We start from the raw sequence: 16,571 nt of genomic DNA on the forward strand, positions 1-16,571 counted from the left end.
CTCGCCTTTTTTGTTTTATAGTAATAAATAAAATTATTTAATTATTAATTTCTTGGTAGTCTGTAGTCCACCATTTTGAATTTGTAGTAAATACATACCACTATTAACAGTATTGAATAATAACTCTTCAGAAAAAATTAAAGAAGAGTTAGAGAAGTTTTTAGACTCTACTAATCTTCCTCTAATATCAAATAGTTTTACAGATACTTTATCTTGTGTTTTAGTTTCAAAAGTTAATTTAAATCTACCATTTGAAGGATTTGGGAATAAATTGAAATTATTAAACGAAACTTCATCAGTTGAAGCAGTAGCGTCAATAGTTATTTTATAATCTTCAGTTTCACCCCATTCTGTTTTGTGATCTGCATCACAAGCTCCTTCTCCATAGTTATTTGTTGGATCATCATATTCAATTATTACTCTCATTCTAGTATTGCCTTTTACAGCGTTATCAGGAACTTTAATATTAAAAGTAGCAGTGGCCACATCTTCAGGTTTAGTTCCTAAATCATATCTTTCAGTAGTGTTGTCAAATTTATAATCTTGATTCCAATCAATAAAAACATAACAATGATCTTGAAAACCACCTGTGTCAAAAGTAACACTTATAGGGTAAGTTTCACCTTTCTTTATTGTGGTTGCTATGGATGTAAAATCTTCATATCCATCAGAAGTATCATTTGCTGAGTTATTATTAATTGTATTAAAAGTAACATTAGTTATATGTTCAGTACCACCTGCTTCATCAGTAAATGTAGATGAGCAATAAGAAGGATTGGAAGTTGTAAAATTTGAAACATCTGAAAAAGTACCTTCTCCACAGTCATTTTTAGGTTTAACTTTCCAATAGTATTTTGTATTACTTGTTAATGGACTAACAAGTGTATAAAGGTTTGTAGATGCATTTTTATCTAAAACTATGTTAGTAAAGTTAGAGTCAGTTGCTATTTGCACATTATACATTGATGCATTTGAATCTTCTTTCCAGGTTAATGTAGGAGCCAATTCAATATTAGTACTATTATTACTGGGTTTAGTAGTACTTATTTTAGAAAAAGTTGAATCAAAAATAGTTAAATTAACACTTGTATTTTGAGTTAAAGATGTTGAGGTACCAATAGCTTTTACATTGTATTTTTGAGCGCTAGTACCATTTAGTCCACCTATTATCATAGTTACGTTGCCACTTTTATTAATAGTAGTAGGTGAAAATGTAGCAGATGCACCACTAGGTAAATTTTGAGTACTGAAAGATACTGTTTCATTAAAACCGTTTATAAAATCTAAATTTAAAGTATAATTAACAGTATTATTAGTGTTGTTACAAATTGAATTAGTACTTGTAACACTAGAAAAAACAAAAGTAGGTATTGTTGAAACAATTGTAAAATTTGTAGAGTTAACATTGTAAAAAACATTACCAACTGCTTCAATTAATATTCTCGCTTTGGTAGTAGGGTTATTAGGAATTGAAATACTTTGAGATCCGTCATTAGGAGTGTTTTCTATTAAAGTAATAGGAAAGGTAACTCCACCATCTAATGAAAGTTTAATTCGAACATTAGCGCAATTAATAGGAGCTTGATCAGTTGTAGATTTATCCCAAGTAATAGTTTGTGATGATCCGGAATTCCAAGTAACAGCAGTACTAGGAGCAGTTACAATAAAAGGATTAGCATCAGCAACTGTAATTTTTATATCATCTCTTGCACTTGCTCCACCTCCAGAATTATTGTCTCTGACTGTTAATGAAAAATTCATTTCTCTAGCAACAGAGGGTAGAACTTCCCATGAAGAAGTTGTATTACCAACTACGTTTTCTAATTTAGGAAAATATCTATTAGGTGAAGTTTTTGATGGAGAAGATCTAAATAACGGCCCAGCTGTATTTGTACCAACTGGTGGCATTACTGCAATTTCTGTATCAATTTGTTCCCAATTGTAAGTTAAACTTAAAGTTCCATCAGCATCGGTAGCTTTTCCTTTTAAAACAAAAGGTGTTGATTTAGGTATACTAACATTGACTCCAGCATCAGCAGTCGGTGCATTATTCCCTGTATTGGTTATTGTAGCACAAGTAGCTGCAACTTTAATAGTACTCCACATTTCAGCAATACTTACTGAATGGAAATGATCATCACTTTTAAATTGGACATTAGGGGCACATATACCAGCATATCCCATAATAGAAGAACCGCTACCAGGTTCTACTGCCGTAGCTCCATTTCTGTTTCCATTACAAGAATTATTAAAGGTGTGATTAGCACCGAATTGATGTCCAATTTCATGAGCAACATAATCAATATCATAAGGGTCACCAATAGGGTTTGTTCTACCTGTTACACCTCTACCTTTTTGACCAGTAATACAAACAACACCTAAACCAGCAAGACCACCGGCGCCAGTACTAAAAGTATGTCCAATATCATAGTTGCTATTTCCAATTACATTATCACAAATATTTTGACTTTCGGTAATTAATGAATTAGCATTAGAATTTGAAAGATTGTCAGTATTGGCATCAAGAAAAATTAATTTTTCATTGTCACTTACTATTATCATTTTAACAGATAAATCACGTTCATAAACAAGGTTTACACGAGCTATTGTAGTGTTCATTGCAGATAAAATAGCAGCCTTTTTTGTAGCATCAGTGGCTGTTGAAGGAACGCTTTGATTGGTTAAATGAAATTGAGAATACTCTCCAGTAGAAGCTATGGCTATTTTGAAAGTTCTTAATTTTCCATCGTTAGCATTTCTACTTGCAGTTTTATTAGTGTCAGAAGTATGTTTATTTTTTAATTCATCAACTTTACATTGAAAATCATCTCTACTAGAAACAAAGTCTTCTTTTTTGTAAGAAATATAGTTTTTATTGTCTTTGGTTAAAGGGTCGATGTATAAAGTACTAAAGTTTCCAGACATTATCATAACATGAACTCCATCTGTTCCAATACTTATTTTAGCAGTTGCAGAAGGGTCATCAATACCTTTTGCCGAGTACGATTTTATAGAAGGAAATTTTTTTGCAAGTCCATCTTCAAAATTAGAAGATTCAGTAACTAGGTATTTAGAAGTCTTTCCAAATGCATTAGGAAGATCTATAATATTTGAACTTTTCTTAGATTTAGAGTTTAAATGAAAAGTGAAGCTATTTAGATCTAAAGAAAAAATATGGTATTTTTTAGGAGTGTCTCCTCGTTGATATAATTCTGATTTACTTCTTTGATTACCGGATTCCATTTTTTTCCAGTAATTTTGTGCATTAGAAATAGTAGCTAATGACAACAAGAGTAACAAAAGGGTAATTTTTTTCATTTGTTGTTTAATTTTAAAGTTTAAAAAAATGAATTTCTTAAGTAGAGATGGGGATAAACAACGAAAATATGAATAAAAATGTACATGTAAAAGATTTGTTAATAAAAGATTACAAGGAAACTTGGGATTTACAAACAAAGTTGTTAGATGAAATAGTTGCATTAAAAAGAGAGAGAAGGAACGGATCAGTTGATATTGTAACTCCAAATCACTTTTTATTTGTAGAGCATTCTCATGTATATACACTAGGTAAATCGGGAGATTTTAATAACTTATTATTAAATGAAAATCAATTAAAAGAAAAGGGAGCTACATTTTATAAAATTAATAGAGGGGGTGATATTACGTACCATGGCCCTGGCCAAATTGTTGGTTATCCTATTTTAGATTTAGAGAATTTTTTTACAGATATTCATAAATATTTACGATTATTAGAAGAGGCTATTATTTTAACATTAGCTGAATATGGTATTAAGAGTGAAAGAAGTGAAGGGGAAACGGGAGTATGGTTAGATGTTGGAACTCCTTTTGCTAGAAAAATATGTGCTATGGGAATTCGTGCTAGTAGATGGGTAACAATGCACGGCTTTGCATTAAACGTAAATACTAATCTTGGATATTTTGATAATATTATTCCCTGCGGAATTAGAGGTAAAGCTGTTACTTCTATGGAAGTAGAATTAGGTGAGAAAGTTTCTGAAGAAGCTGTAAAAGAAAAAATATTAAAACACTTTAAATCATTATTTGAAGTTAAAGAGTTTATAAAGTAAAAAAAGAGGTTGATTATCAACCTCTTTTTTTTATAATAATAAAAGCTTTTTTTTATTTTTTAGCTTTAATATCAAAAGATATTTCCATTAAATCATTAATGAATTTATCTTTTAAAGCTGCATCAAATTTCTTTGAGCTATAAGTAACACCAAACTCAGTTCTATCAACACTAAAAGTTTCACTTTTTAATGTAGCTGAATCACCATCTTCAGTAACAGTTACAGGAATTGTAATGCTTTTAATAACATCTTTTAATGTTAAATTACCAGTAACGTGTATTTTTCCATCTTTTTTTTCTGAACTAGCTATTACAAATTTAGCGGTAGGGAATTTTTCAACATCAAAGAAATCAGAAGCTTTTAAATGTCCTTCTAACTTTTCTTTACCTTGACCTGCTTCTAAATCAGTACAAGTTATCGTGTTCATGTCAATAGTAAATTCACCAGCTTTTAAAGTACCATTTTCTATATCAAAAATACCATTTTGAATTTTTAAAACTCCATTGTGTGATCCAGTAGGTTTGTTTCCTTTCCAGGCAACAACAGATTCAGCAACGTTTGCTTTGTATGAGTTGATTACATTTTCTACTTTCTTTACATCTTTAACCTCTTCACCAGTAGCTGCTTTTTTCTTGTCGTTTTTACATGAAATAACAGTTAATGCTATAAAAGCAATTGCTAAAATTGATTTCTTCATAATATTGATTTTAATGATTGATTTTCTAATTTAGAACAAATGTAAATAAAAAATAGTTTCCGTGGAGATTATTTTTTAGTTATTAATTTGTTAATAACATAAGATGCTGCTTGTAAGCCAAATGCAGCTGGCATATAACTAATAGTACCATAAAAAGATTTTTTATAATTTGTACCGTCAGTAAGTTTTAAACTATTTGATTTTTGCATTTCTTCAGAATAGACTGCCCTTATACCTTTATCAATGTTATGCTCTTTTAAACGCTTTCTTAAAACTCTAGCCATAGTGCAGTGCTTAGTCTTACCTATATCTTTAATTTTAATTTTTGAAGCATCTAGTTTACCACCAGCTCCCATAGAACTAATAAGTTTTACTTTTTTTCTTTTGGCAGCAATCATTAAATTTAGTTTTGGAGTGATACTATCTATACAATCCATTACATAATTATATTTACTATCTACAATTTCAAAAGCTCTTTCAGGTGAAAGGAATTCTTCAAACACAGTAAGTTCAATATCTGGGTTAATATCTTTAAGTCGTTCAGCAACAATTTTTGCTTTAGATTTGCCTATGGTACTATTTAATGCAGGTAATTGTCTATTAATATTTGTTTTGTCAAATACATCACCATCAACAATTGTCATTTTTTGTACTCCTGCTCTTGCAATAAATTCTGCAGCAAATGAACCAACCCCGCCTAAACCAACAATTAAAATATTTGCCTTTTTAATTTTTTCCAATCCTTCTTGTTGTACTAATAATTCAGTACGTTCTAACCAACTCATACAATAAATATTCTATTAAAATTTTCTGTTATCTTTTGTTTAACTATGCTTAAGTCTTTCTCTTTTATTTGGGCAAATTTATTGTAAATGTTTTTAATAGGTTCATTAGAATCATCAGTTTCTAAAAAAATGTTTTCTACAGGTATTTCTTTTATAGTATTCTGAAGTTTCTCGTTTCTTAAAAAGCTTGCGCCAATTGAAATAATAATATTGTTTTTTATTAAATCATTAGCTATTTGTTTGTTTTTATTGAACCCATGAATAATCCATTGCTGTTGAGGTTTGTATTCTTTTTTAAGATGAATAATATCATTAAAAGCTTTTACACAGTGAATAATTAAAGGTTTGTTATATTTTTCTGATAATAAAATAAGCTTTTTGAAAACGCTTATTTGAAGATTGTAGTTTGTTTTAGATAATTTATCTAAGCCACACTCGCCAATTGCTAAACAATTTTTTGCATATAGTTTTTGTTCTACGTTTTTAAAATCTAATTGGAGGTTATTTTCTGTAATATACCAAGGATGTATTCCAATAGAAAAAGGATTGTTTTTTGGAACAGTATTATTGGGATAGATATTAATTATTGATAAAATCTCAGGACATTGTTTAGTTGCGTGCGTATGAATATCAATAAAATCCATAAAGTTAATTTTATTCTTTATTTTTAGAATCGATAATGATAGTAACTGGTCCATCATTTAGTAATTCAACTTTCATATCAGCTCCAAATTGCCCAGTTTGAACTTTTTTATTTAGGTCGGTCTCTACCTGCTTAATAAATGCTTCATATAAAGGAATTGCAATATCAGGTTTCGCAGCTTTTATATAGCTTGGACGATTCCCCTTTTTTGTAGAAGCGTGTAAAGTGAATTGACTAACAATAATAATATCTCCTTTATTATTTATGATAGATGTATTCATAACACCTTGGTCATCATTAAATATTCGAAGGTTGCATATTTTTTTTGACAACCAACTGATATCATCAGAAGTATCTTCATTAACAATTCCTAATAAAACAAGAAGCCCGTTTTTAATATCAGCAACTTTTTTATTGTTAATGGTAACGCTAGCTTTTGAAACTCTTTGTATTATGGCTTTCATTTATAACTTATTTCCAAATATCTGTTCGATAATTTTCTTCTTCTCCTTCTAGAATTTGTAAATAACTTTTATAACGAGACCAAGATACTTCATCCTTTTCAAGAGCATCTTTTACAGCACATTTAGGTTCATTAATATGAATACAATTGTTGAATTTGCAATTTTGTTTTAATGCAAAAAACTCAGGAAAGTAGTCGCCCAATTCATCCTTATCCATATCAACTACACCAAAACCTTTTATACCAGGAGTATCAATAATTCTAGCATTAAAGCTAAGATCAAACATTTCAGCAAAAGTAGTAGTGTGTTGACCTTGTTTGTGTTGTTCTGAAATTTCCTTAGTTTTTAAATTTAAATCTGGCTCAATAGCATTTACTAAAGTTGTTTTTCCTACTCCTGAATGACCTGCAAACATGCTAACTTTATCAAGCATTAGCTCTTTTATGAGGTCAATATTTTTATTCTCTTTAGCAGACACTTCAATACATTTATAACCTATAGCTTCATATATATCTTTTAAATATAATATTTCAGCCTTTTGATCTATTTGATAAGCATCAATTTTATTAAAAACTAAAACAACATTTATTGAGTATGCCTCAGCAGTTACTAAAAAACGATCTATAAAAGTGGTGAAAGTAGGCGGATTGTCTATTGTGATTAACAGAAAAACTTGATCAATATTCGCAGCAATTACGTGAGTTTGTTTTGATAAGTTTACTGATTTTCTAACAATATAATTAGTTCGTTCTTTAATTTCAGAAATTACTCCAGTTTCATCATCTGTTTTAGCTTCTAAATTAAACTCAACAATATCACCTACAGAGATAGGATTCGTACTTTTAATACCTTTCATCCTAAATTTTCCTTTAATTCTACATTTATGAAAAGTATCTTCAGACTTTACCCAATACCAACTTCCTGTAGATTTATAAACCGTTCCAATCATATAACAAAGATGAGAATAAAAAATGAATGTAAATAGAGTTATTTTTGCATCAAATCACCTACTTTTTTAGCAATTGAGCCTCGTTCTCCAACTCTAACAATCATAAATATAATTTGCGGAATTAATCCAGTGTTTATAATAATAGATGCTTTTTGTGCAACTTTTTCATCTCTTTCTTTAATTGATTGTAATTTATCTTTTTCTGGAGTAGAGGAAAGCTTTACTGCAAAATTCCAAGCACCATCTCTAGCTAATTTCATGCTAAAATCAATTAAAAAGCTGTCAATTTTATGAGTAAACTTTAGTATTTTTTTTAAAAAGGGCCAAATTGTACTTAAGTCTTGTTCTACTTCGTTTACTAAAGAAGATAAAATTACGTTTATTTTATTGAAATCACCTTTAAGATTATCTATTGGTTGGCCTTCAGAAACTTGAGCTGCGGCAATACCTAAATCTAAATTTATATGCGCATTCATTCCTATTAGTAAATGTTGTAAAACAATAGGCCAGTATTTTGTAGAGATGCTAAATGCTTTTTCCCATGATGCACTTATTGGTTTGTTTTCTTTGTAATCATAATACGCCGTGATGTATCTTTTAGCAAAAATGACATCTAATTTTTCCATTCGTTTTCCATCTTCGAAGAAATTTTCAGAAATACCTTGTTTAACTTTTTTAGTTACTTTAAGGTAGAGGGCAGCAAAATAGCCTAAAGTACTTTCATTTTTAATAGCATCTTCAATGATATTTTGTAATGTTTCAATTACATCATCTATAGTTTCAATTGGTGGCATTTTAATATAAGTTTGGTTGTGTTGAAATTACAAAAAAAACACAAATAAAAAGGTTGCCTTTTGGGCAACCTTATAGCATTTATTAACATTAAAATAGATGTTATCCTTTAATGATTTTTTCTTGATGATTTATACTCTCTTGGTGAATTGCTTTAAACATTTTTAAAACAAACTCTTCACTCAATCCTCTTCGTTCTCCTTCTAAAATCATATTTCCTAGAATTTCATTCCATCGCTTAGATTGAAGGACAGCTACATTCTTTTCTTTTTTTAGTTCCCCAATTTTGTCAGCAATTGTCATTCTTTTTCCAAGCATGTCAATCAATTGATTATCGGTAATATTTATTTGAGCTCTTAGGTTATCAAGAGACTCTCTATAGGTTTGATCGGTAGTTGTTTCTTTTCTAACACGTAAGTCGATCATCATTTGCTTTAAAGTATCTGGTGTTACCTGTTGGGCGGCATCACTCCATGCATTGTCTGGATCAATATGAGTTTCTATCATTAAACCATCAAAATTTAAATCTAAAGCAGTTTGTGAAACATCAAAAACCATATCTCTTTTTCCTGTAATATGAGAAGGATCGCAAATTAAAGGTAAATCAGGAAATCTGTTTTGAAATTCAATAGCTAATTGCCATTCTGGAATGTTTCTATATTTCGACTTTTCATAGGTAGAAAAACCTCTATGTATAGCTCCTAGGTTTTTAATTCCTGCTGAGTATAAACGTTCTATTCCACCTAGCCATAAAGCTAAATCTGGATTAACAGGGTTTTTTACTAAAACTATTTTATCGGTACCTTGAAGAGCATCAGCAATTTCTTGCATAATAAACGGACTAACTGTAGAACGGGCACCAATCCAAAGCAAATCAATATCGTGTTCTAAGGCTAGTTTTACGTGAGCAGCATTCGCTACTTCAGTACAGGTTTTCATTCCTGTTTCTTCTTTTACTTTTTGTAACCACTTTAAACCTAAAGCGCCAACACCTTCAAAATTACCAGGTCTTGTTCTTGGTTTCCAGATTCCAGCACGGTAATAGTTTACATCAGAATCTTTTAATTCATGTGCAATTTTTAAAACCTGATCTTCGGTTTCTGCACTACAAGGCCCTGCTATTACTAGTGGATGAGCAAGATTCATATCATCCAACCATGTTTTTAATTCTTTTGTATTTTCCATTTTACTTGTTGTTGTGGCTTTTAGTTTATGCCGTTTAAAATTTGTTTTATATGATTTGTACTTTCCATTTCTTGATAAATTTCTGCAAAATTATCTTGAAGCATGAGTTCTTTAAACTGTTGTAAGTTTTGAATATATTCTTCCAATGTTTCTATAACATTAGTCTTGTTTTGCTCAAAAATAGGAGCCCACATTGCAGGTGAACTTTTAGCTAAACGTACAGTTGAAGCAAAACCACTCCCTGCCATATCAAAAATATCACGCTCATTTTTTTCTTTTTCAATTACTGTTTTTCCAAGCATGAAAGAACTTATGTGTGATAAATGAGAAACATAAGCAATGTGTTTATCATGTGATTTAGGATCCATATAACGAATACGCATTCCAATTTTTGAGAAAATATCTAATGCTTTTTCTTGTAGCTTAAAAGCTGTTTTTTCTACTTCACAAATAATGTTTGTTTTGCCTCTGTATAGGTTTTTAAGAGCCGCCTTCGGTCCAGAAAATTCAGTTCCTGCTATTGGATGGGTAGCTAAAAAGTTTCTTCTTTTTGGGTGGTTTTTTATGATTTCACAAACGTCTTCCTTAGTAGAGCCTACATCCATAACTAATGTGTTGTCAGAAATTTCATCTAACACTTTTGGGGTTAATTTAAGAGAAGTATCTACTGGTACAGAAATAATAACAATATCTGCATTATTTAAGTCGCTAAACGCAGCTTTCTGTTGAATAATTCCAATTTCCAAGGCTTGATTAAGATGCTCTTCATTTGTGTCTATTCCGTAAATAATCACTTCATTAAATTCATGTTGAATATCTAGTGCTAAACTTCCACCTATTAATCCTAATCCTATTACAAATACGTTCATTCTAAAATCGAGTTATTGCTTCTTTAATCTTTTCTTCGGGTACACATAATGAAAATCGAATGTATCCTTCACCTTGGCTTCCAAAAATTGTTCCTGGGGCAACAAATATGTGTTTGTTATGTAATAAATCGTCAACTACTTTTTCCGATTCTTGGCCTTCAGGTAATTTAGCCCAAACAAACATTCCTGAAGTATTTTTGTTATAAGTACAGCCTAATGTGTCAGCTATTTTGAAAATTAATTGTTGTCTTGATTGGTATATTTTATTTTGTTCCTTAAACCATCTATCGTCAAGTTCTAGTGCTTTTATAGCTCCTTTTTGAATACCATAAAACATACCAGAATCCATTTGAGTTTTTACTTTTAAAACTTCGTTTAAAAAATGTTGATTACCAATTAATTTACCAACTCTCCAACCTGCCATGTTGTATGATTTACTTAAGGAGTTTAACTCAAGTGCTATATCTTTAGCTCCTTCAACTTGCAAAATACTTTTTGGAGTATCGTTTAATATGAAGCTATATGGATTATCATTTACAATTATGATATGGTGTTTTTTTCCGAATTCAATTAATTGTTGATAGGTTTCTTTTAAGGCTTTTGTACCTGTAGGCATATGAGGGTAATTTACCCACATTAATTTTACGTTTGTTAAATCAAATTTTTCTAACTCATTAAAGTTAGGTTGCCAATTGTTAGTAGCGTCTAATTCGTAAAAAACCGATTTAGCTCCTACTAGGTTGGTCACTGAACTATATGTAGGGTAACCAGGGTTTGGAATTAAAACATGATCACCTTCATTTAAAAAAGCTAATGAAATATGCATAATCCCTTCTTTACTTCCCATTAAAGGAAGAATTTCGTTGTCAGGGTTTATAATAACATTATACTTAGCCTTGTAAAAATTGGCAACAGCATTTCTAAATTCAGGTAAGCCCTGGTAACTTTGGTATTTATGAGCACCTACATCTGTTAAGCTATCTTGAATAGCTTTTATTACAGTAGAAGGTGGTTGTAAATCTGGGCTACCGATTCCCATATTTATTATTGGCTTTCCTTCAGAGGCTAATTGCCTTACTTCTTTTAATTTTTTTGAGAAGTAGTATTCTTGTACGGTTTCTAGTCTTTTTGCTGATTGAATCATTTTCTTCCGTTTTTATAAGCTCCTAAAACTTTAAATTCTTCTGCCATTATTTCTATAATTGCAATTGCTTTTTCATAATCTTTATAACTATCAAAAGTTACATCAACAAAGAATGAGTATTTCCAAGGTGATTCTATAACTGGTAATGATTGTATTTTTGTTAAATTCATTTTACAATCGCTTAATACATTTAAAATAGTTGCCAAACTTCCTCTTTTATGATCTAATTGAAACTTAAAAGAAGCTTTGTTTATTTGGTCAATACCATTGTTAGGTTTTTCTGTTTGAATAATTACAAACCTAGTTGAGTTGTCTTTCATGGTTTGTATTTCATCTTCTAAAACATCTAAACCAAAAATTTCAGCGGCTAATTTAGGTGCAATTGCTGCAACTCCTTTTAATTGTTCTTTTGCAATACGTTTAGCAACTTCAGCTGTATCTACATCTTCAACTAATCTAATGTGCGGATGTTTTTTAAAAAACTCTTTACATTGTAATAAAGCCATTGGATGTGAGCATACTTCTTTAATTTCTTCAATTTTTTGACCCGGTAAAGCCATTAAATGATGATGGATATTTAAGTACTCCTCTCCACTTATGTGTAAATTATTAGAGTCGATTAAAGCGTAATTAGGTATAATAGAGCCAGCAATTGTGTTCTCTATAGCCATAACAGCTTTATCTGATGTTTTATTTAATAAGCAATCTACAAGAATATCAAAAGACAAACATTCTTCTAACTGAACATCTTTCCCGTAAAAATCGCGAGCTACTTTATGATGATTAGAACCTTCGGCTCCTTGAATGGCTATTTTTTTCATTTTAGTGTAAAAAAAAAGCCTCGATGTTATCGAGACTTTATGGTTATAATATTTTTTTGTTATTTAAATATATGATATAAAGTCTCTGCTCTTACTAAAATAGTAAAAGAAAAAATAGAAACCTTGCCATACGTTTTGTAACATTCTTTGTGTCTTTAATTTGTATGTGACAAATCTTAGAAATTAATTTTACATAACCAAACTTTTGTGTAAAAAAAAACCTCTTCAATAAAAATTGAAGAGGTTTTTCGGTCTGGACGGGACTTATGAATTGTTTTCTAAATACTTGATTTTAATAAACTTGTGACTTGACCCTGTTTTTAAAGTAGACATAAAGTGGTCTTTTTTTTATTTTTATATGAGTTTTTAATAATATTTTCTAATCATTAATTTAAAGGCTAATTCCATTCTCAATATCCTTCTCTATATTTTTGATTATTTTTTCTATATCTTTTGAAAGATTATCATTGCTTTTTTTGTTTAAAAAATCAATAAAGTTATTTAATCCTGTTTCTATAAATTTAATTTTATACGGATTAAATTGTTGAGTTAAATTACCTACACTATTACTGACCTTTATAGCTCCTTGAATAATTTCATCTTTATTTTCGTTAGAAAAGATAGTAGCTAAAAAATTATAGTCAAGATTATTAATTCCAATTTCAATAAATTCTTTCAGATTTTCACTTAAATACTCTTTAAACAAGTTAGATATCTCTTGATAATAAAGGTAAAAATTTAAATCTGTAAACGAGTATTCTACACACCAATGTAAAATATCAATTACACTTGATAAATTCTTCGTTTCTTTTAAAAAGTTACTAAATAACGTTATTAATTTTTCTTTAACGTACTCTTTATCGATAAGTTCTAATTGTTCAATGGAGTGGTTTTTGTTTCTGATAAGATGTGGAGATTTGATTTTGAGTTCACTCCCTTTGTTATTTGTATAGTGTATATTTAACTCTCTTAAAAACAAGCCTAATCTATTGTCTATTTTTACAAAAACAATAGTATTCAAAAGAGTTTTTAGTTCTTTTTTATTGATTCCACTTTCTGCGTTTAGCGCCCACGCAAGTACACTTACAATTTCTGTTGAACTTATTTCTCTAATTATATTATTATTTATGAGTAAAAAAAGCTCTTTAAAACCTTTAAGGTTTTGTAGGTTTTCCCTTTTTATAATTTGATTTTTAATGTCTTCTAAATACTCTATTTCATTATCATCATTTTTAATATCTTCAATTAGTTTTTCTACTTTAAAGTTGTCAATAGCTTCAATTATTTGGCTGTAGTTTAAGCTATCATTGAATATGTTATTATTTAGATAAATAGGTAAGTATCGTTTTTGATTTATTCTAATTTCTTGCCCTTTCCTGTGTTTATTAAAAAGTTCGTCTAAAACTGTATTTATAACTATAGAATCTATATTGTTTAGAGGTGTTTTACTAAAAATTTCGCTATGTACTTTTTTGTATTTTTCATTATTAAATATTAACTCATTTCCATTTTGAGTTGTTAACCATTGTGATATTATTTTATCATTAAATAACTCATACATCCAAGGGTATTTAAAAATTAATAAATGGAATAATATGTAGTCATAGATATTTATGTTGGATAATTTTTCTAGAATTTGAAGATTAAAAATTAACTTATTGTAAAATTTTTTAACATCTCTAATAGAATCAAAAAACAAACTAGGATTTAAAGAAGTTTTTTCTACATTATTATCAGTATTTACGTTTATGACATTATCAATAGAAATTTCAGGGAAATTAGATTTTGAAGAAAATATACTTTGGGTATGAGTTGGATCAAATCTGTTAGCTAAGTTTGTATTCTCGGTTTTGTTATAATATAAAGTTTCTATTAATTTTTCTTTTTTCTTTTCATCTAAAATATTATTGCTGGTTTTTTTAATGTAGTTTACAAGAGCTTCTAAAAAATTTTTTTCATTTTGTTCAGGTAAGTTAATCTCTAAATTGAAAATTTTATCTAAATACCCTGCTTCTAATTCTCCTTTTCTTTCTAAATAGCTTCTATCTAGACCACAAATAAAGATTATATTATTAAAATTCGCTATATTTCTAAGTAATCTAATAGCTTCATTTATCTCTTCTTTGTTTAATCTATCTAGGTCATCTACAAAAACGATTATTTGTTTACCTGTATCTTTAACATTTTTTTGAATATTAAGATAAAAGGAGTTGATTGATGGAGTATCGGAAAATAATGTTTGAGATATTTGTTTTAGCCCTTTACTATAGGTATTATCTTCTAGTGCCAATAAGCTATTTAAATATTTTTGTATCGAATCACTTGCATTTTGATTGTATTTTGATAATTTTTCGCTTAGAAGTCCAAAAAAATTATTTATAATAGTTTTTTCGTCTTGATGTTGCCAAGCATTGAAATCAAATAGAATTAAATCTTTGTTTTTTAAGATAAGTTTCTTTTTAAGTCTATTTAAAAAAGATGTTTTTCCTTTCCCCCATTTAGCATTTATACCTATAACGAAAGCAACTTCAGGGTAAAATCCATCTATAGATTTTACTATTTTGTCTATTACTTTTTCATTTTGAACTGAATCTGTTCCATTTAATGGTAAATCCTCTTTTAAATATATTGAAGGTGTATTGTTCTTTGCCTTTGTAAAAATATTTTTAAGAAAAACAAGAAGTGAAAATGCTGGAAGAAGAAATATTACATCAGAATAATATAGGTTCAAATTATTTAACCATGAAAGAGGAAACGAGTTTATTGTATGAAAATCTAAATATTTACTCTTTCTTAAAAAAATATATATTACACTAATATATACAGTCCAAAAATACCAGTACCTAGAAAGTCTGTAGTTAAGTTTAATAACATTATAAAGAATAATAATGAAAACTATTGTGAATATTAAATAAATCCAATTAATTGTTTTTTGTATTTCAATAAAATCACTTTTTGGTACACTAATATTTGTACCTAAAAATCGAGAAAACTTCCCTAAAAACAACAAGTTTATTGTTATTAATAAAAAGCCAAGTAATAAAACTTTTTTATTTTTGAAGAGAAACGAATATGAGTTAATATACAAGCGCTTAAAAAAATTAATTTTCGTCTTCATAAAATATTTTATAGAATTTCCTTCCTTTTTCATCTATTCCTTTTTCAATTAAATCTCTATTTCCATGTATATATATATGGAAATTTTTATCTAGTTTTAAAACACGTTTAAATGCTTTTGCCTGTTTTTTTACAGCTTGTGTAGATATTTCAAAAGTGTTAGAAATATCTAAATCGTTTTCTTTTTGAAATGATTGATTATAATTGTCAAAAGATTCAATTAAGTTATCATCTCTAAATACTTTTTCTTCAAAGTCTTTTTTGTCAAAACTTTGGTGAGTTTTAAAATAATCTACAGAACGATTTAAAAAGTCTATTTGATCAGCTTTACTTATTTCAAAATCTTCTTGAATGTGCTTTGTTAAAAATTGTTTAGTAATGCCTAAGAATTGATTAGTTTGATGAAAATCGTTTTTTAAAGATTGAATACTCAAAAAATCATTTTTCCAATATTGAGCATTCAAACGATTAGTATTATCTACGATTGAAACAACATAGCCATCTTCTTTTTGGATATTAAAAATTAAGCAACCTTTATCTAGTTTGTTTATATTAATTCCTTTTTTACTATCAATTTCAAAACCATTATGAATTTTATCTACTTCTAAAAAAGTATCTTTATTTTCAGATTTAAAGAAACCAATACAATCTACTATTTCATTATTTAGTGTACAGTTTTCAAAATAAGCAATGCATAATTCTCCTCCTTTAATTTGTGGATGGGTACTTTTATCATATAAATATCGACCTATGTTTTTTGATTGTTCAATAAAATTATTAGGGTTGTCAAAGGTGGATTCAATAAAACGGTATACAGGGTTTAAGTCCAGATTTGTAGAAAATTCAAATTTGAATAATTCATCAAATTTGAAACTGTTAATAATTAAATGATTTAAAGAATCATTTATTTTTTTAAAATCTGTTAAAGAATCGGACAAGCTAACACCATCTCCATTATTTTTATTTCCAATAAAATGAATTACGAACTTATTTAATTCTCCTAAAGTCATCATGGCT

General features: G+C 28.7%; 14 protein-coding genes. 1 reads left to right on the top strand and 13 read right to left on the bottom strand.

All coding sequences use genetic code 11. The features are described 5' to 3' along the window. Positions 1 to 33: 33 nt before the first annotated feature. Entirely contained in the window at positions 34 to 3,318 is a 3,285-nt protein-coding gene (locus ACKTTQ_RS16765) for a reprolysin-like metallopeptidase (RefSeq protein WP_408049860.1), read from the bottom strand. Positions 3,319 to 3,386: 68 nt separating this feature from the next. On the opposite strand from ACKTTQ_RS16765, the gene lipB reads away from it, so the two are divergent. After that, positions 3,387 to 4,088, top strand: a complete 702-nt coding sequence (gene lipB / locus ACKTTQ_RS16770) for a lipoyl(octanoyl) transferase LipB (protein WP_408049861.1) — start codon at positions 3,387 to 3,389, stop codon at positions 4,086 to 4,088. A 52-nt stretch (positions 4,089 to 4,140) separates the two neighbouring features. On the opposite strand, the gene ACKTTQ_RS16775 is transcribed toward lipB, so the two are convergent. From ACKTTQ_RS16775 to ACKTTQ_RS16830, 12 genes are all read right to left on the bottom strand, one after another. Next, positions 4,141 to 4,785, bottom strand: coding sequence for a YceI family protein (locus ACKTTQ_RS16775; RefSeq protein WP_408049862.1), 645 nt, complete (start codon positions 4,783 to 4,785; stop codon positions 4,141 to 4,143). A gap of 68 nt (positions 4,786 to 4,853) precedes the next feature. Beyond that, positions 4,854 to 5,570 (bottom strand): tRNA threonylcarbamoyladenosine dehydratase, encoded by a 717-nt coding sequence (locus ACKTTQ_RS16780; protein WP_113786890.1) that lies wholly within the window; start codon positions 5,568 to 5,570, stop codon positions 4,854 to 4,856. Next, positions 5,567 to 6,214, bottom strand: coding sequence for a TatD family hydrolase (locus ACKTTQ_RS16785; protein WP_408049863.1), 648 nt, complete (start codon positions 6,212 to 6,214; stop codon positions 5,567 to 5,569). Before ACKTTQ_RS16785 ends, ACKTTQ_RS16780 begins: the two co-directional genes overlap by 4 nt. Positions 6,215 to 6,224: 10 nt before the next feature. Continuing rightward, on the bottom strand, positions 6,225 to 6,677 hold the full coding sequence (gene dtd, locus ACKTTQ_RS16790; protein ID WP_093870284.1) for a D-aminoacyl-tRNA deacylase: 453 nt from the start codon (positions 6,675 to 6,677) through the stop codon (positions 6,225 to 6,227). 7 nt (positions 6,678 to 6,684) lie between these two features. Next, a complete protein-coding gene (gene rsgA / locus ACKTTQ_RS16795) occupies positions 6,685 to 7,626 on the bottom strand; it encodes a ribosome small subunit-dependent GTPase A (protein WP_093870285.1) in 942 nt (313 codons plus the stop codon). Positions 7,627 to 7,664: 38 nt separating this feature from the next. Then, positions 7,665 to 8,420 carry a DUF5995 family protein gene (locus ACKTTQ_RS16800; protein ID WP_408049864.1) on the bottom strand — a complete coding sequence of 252 codons (756 nt, stop codon included), beginning with the start codon at positions 8,418 to 8,420 and terminating at the stop codon, positions 7,665 to 7,667. A gap of 100 nt (positions 8,421 to 8,520) precedes the next feature. Continuing rightward, positions 8,521 to 9,603 (bottom strand): bifunctional 3-deoxy-7-phosphoheptulonate synthase/chorismate mutase type II, encoded by a 1,083-nt coding sequence (locus ACKTTQ_RS16805; protein WP_093870287.1) that lies wholly within the window; start codon positions 9,601 to 9,603, stop codon positions 8,521 to 8,523. Positions 9,604 to 9,623: 20 nt separating this feature from the next. After that, positions 9,624 to 10,472 carry a prephenate dehydrogenase gene (locus ACKTTQ_RS16810; protein ID WP_299136591.1) on the bottom strand — a complete coding sequence of 283 codons (849 nt, stop codon included), beginning with the start codon at positions 10,470 to 10,472 and terminating at the stop codon, positions 9,624 to 9,626. A 1-nt stretch (position 10,473) separates the two neighbouring features. Beyond that, positions 10,474 to 11,616 (bottom strand): pyridoxal phosphate-dependent aminotransferase, encoded by a 1,143-nt coding sequence (locus ACKTTQ_RS16815; RefSeq protein WP_408049865.1) that lies wholly within the window; start codon positions 11,614 to 11,616, stop codon positions 10,474 to 10,476. Continuing rightward, positions 11,613 to 12,437, bottom strand: a complete 825-nt coding sequence (locus ACKTTQ_RS16820; protein ID WP_093870290.1) for a prephenate dehydratase — start codon at positions 12,435 to 12,437, stop codon at positions 11,613 to 11,615. Before ACKTTQ_RS16820 ends, ACKTTQ_RS16815 begins: the two co-directional genes overlap by 4 nt. Positions 12,438 to 12,828: 391 nt before the next feature. Beyond that, entirely contained in the window at positions 12,829 to 15,555 is a 2,727-nt protein-coding gene (locus ACKTTQ_RS16825; protein ID WP_408049866.1) for a P-loop NTPase fold protein, read from the bottom strand. After that, positions 15,539 to 16,567: a nucleoid-associated protein gene (locus ACKTTQ_RS16830; RefSeq protein WP_408049867.1), complete on the bottom strand. Its 1,029-nt coding sequence runs from the start codon at positions 16,565 to 16,567 to the stop codon at positions 15,539 to 15,541. Before ACKTTQ_RS16830 ends, ACKTTQ_RS16825 begins: the two co-directional genes overlap by 17 nt. Positions 16,568 to 16,571 lie beyond the last annotated feature (4 nt).

Origin of the sequence: Tenacibaculum halocynthiae (genome assembly GCF_964512825.1) — a bacterium.
Classification (GTDB): domain Bacteria; phylum Bacteroidota; class Bacteroidia; order Flavobacteriales; family Flavobacteriaceae; genus Polaribacter; species Polaribacter halocynthiae.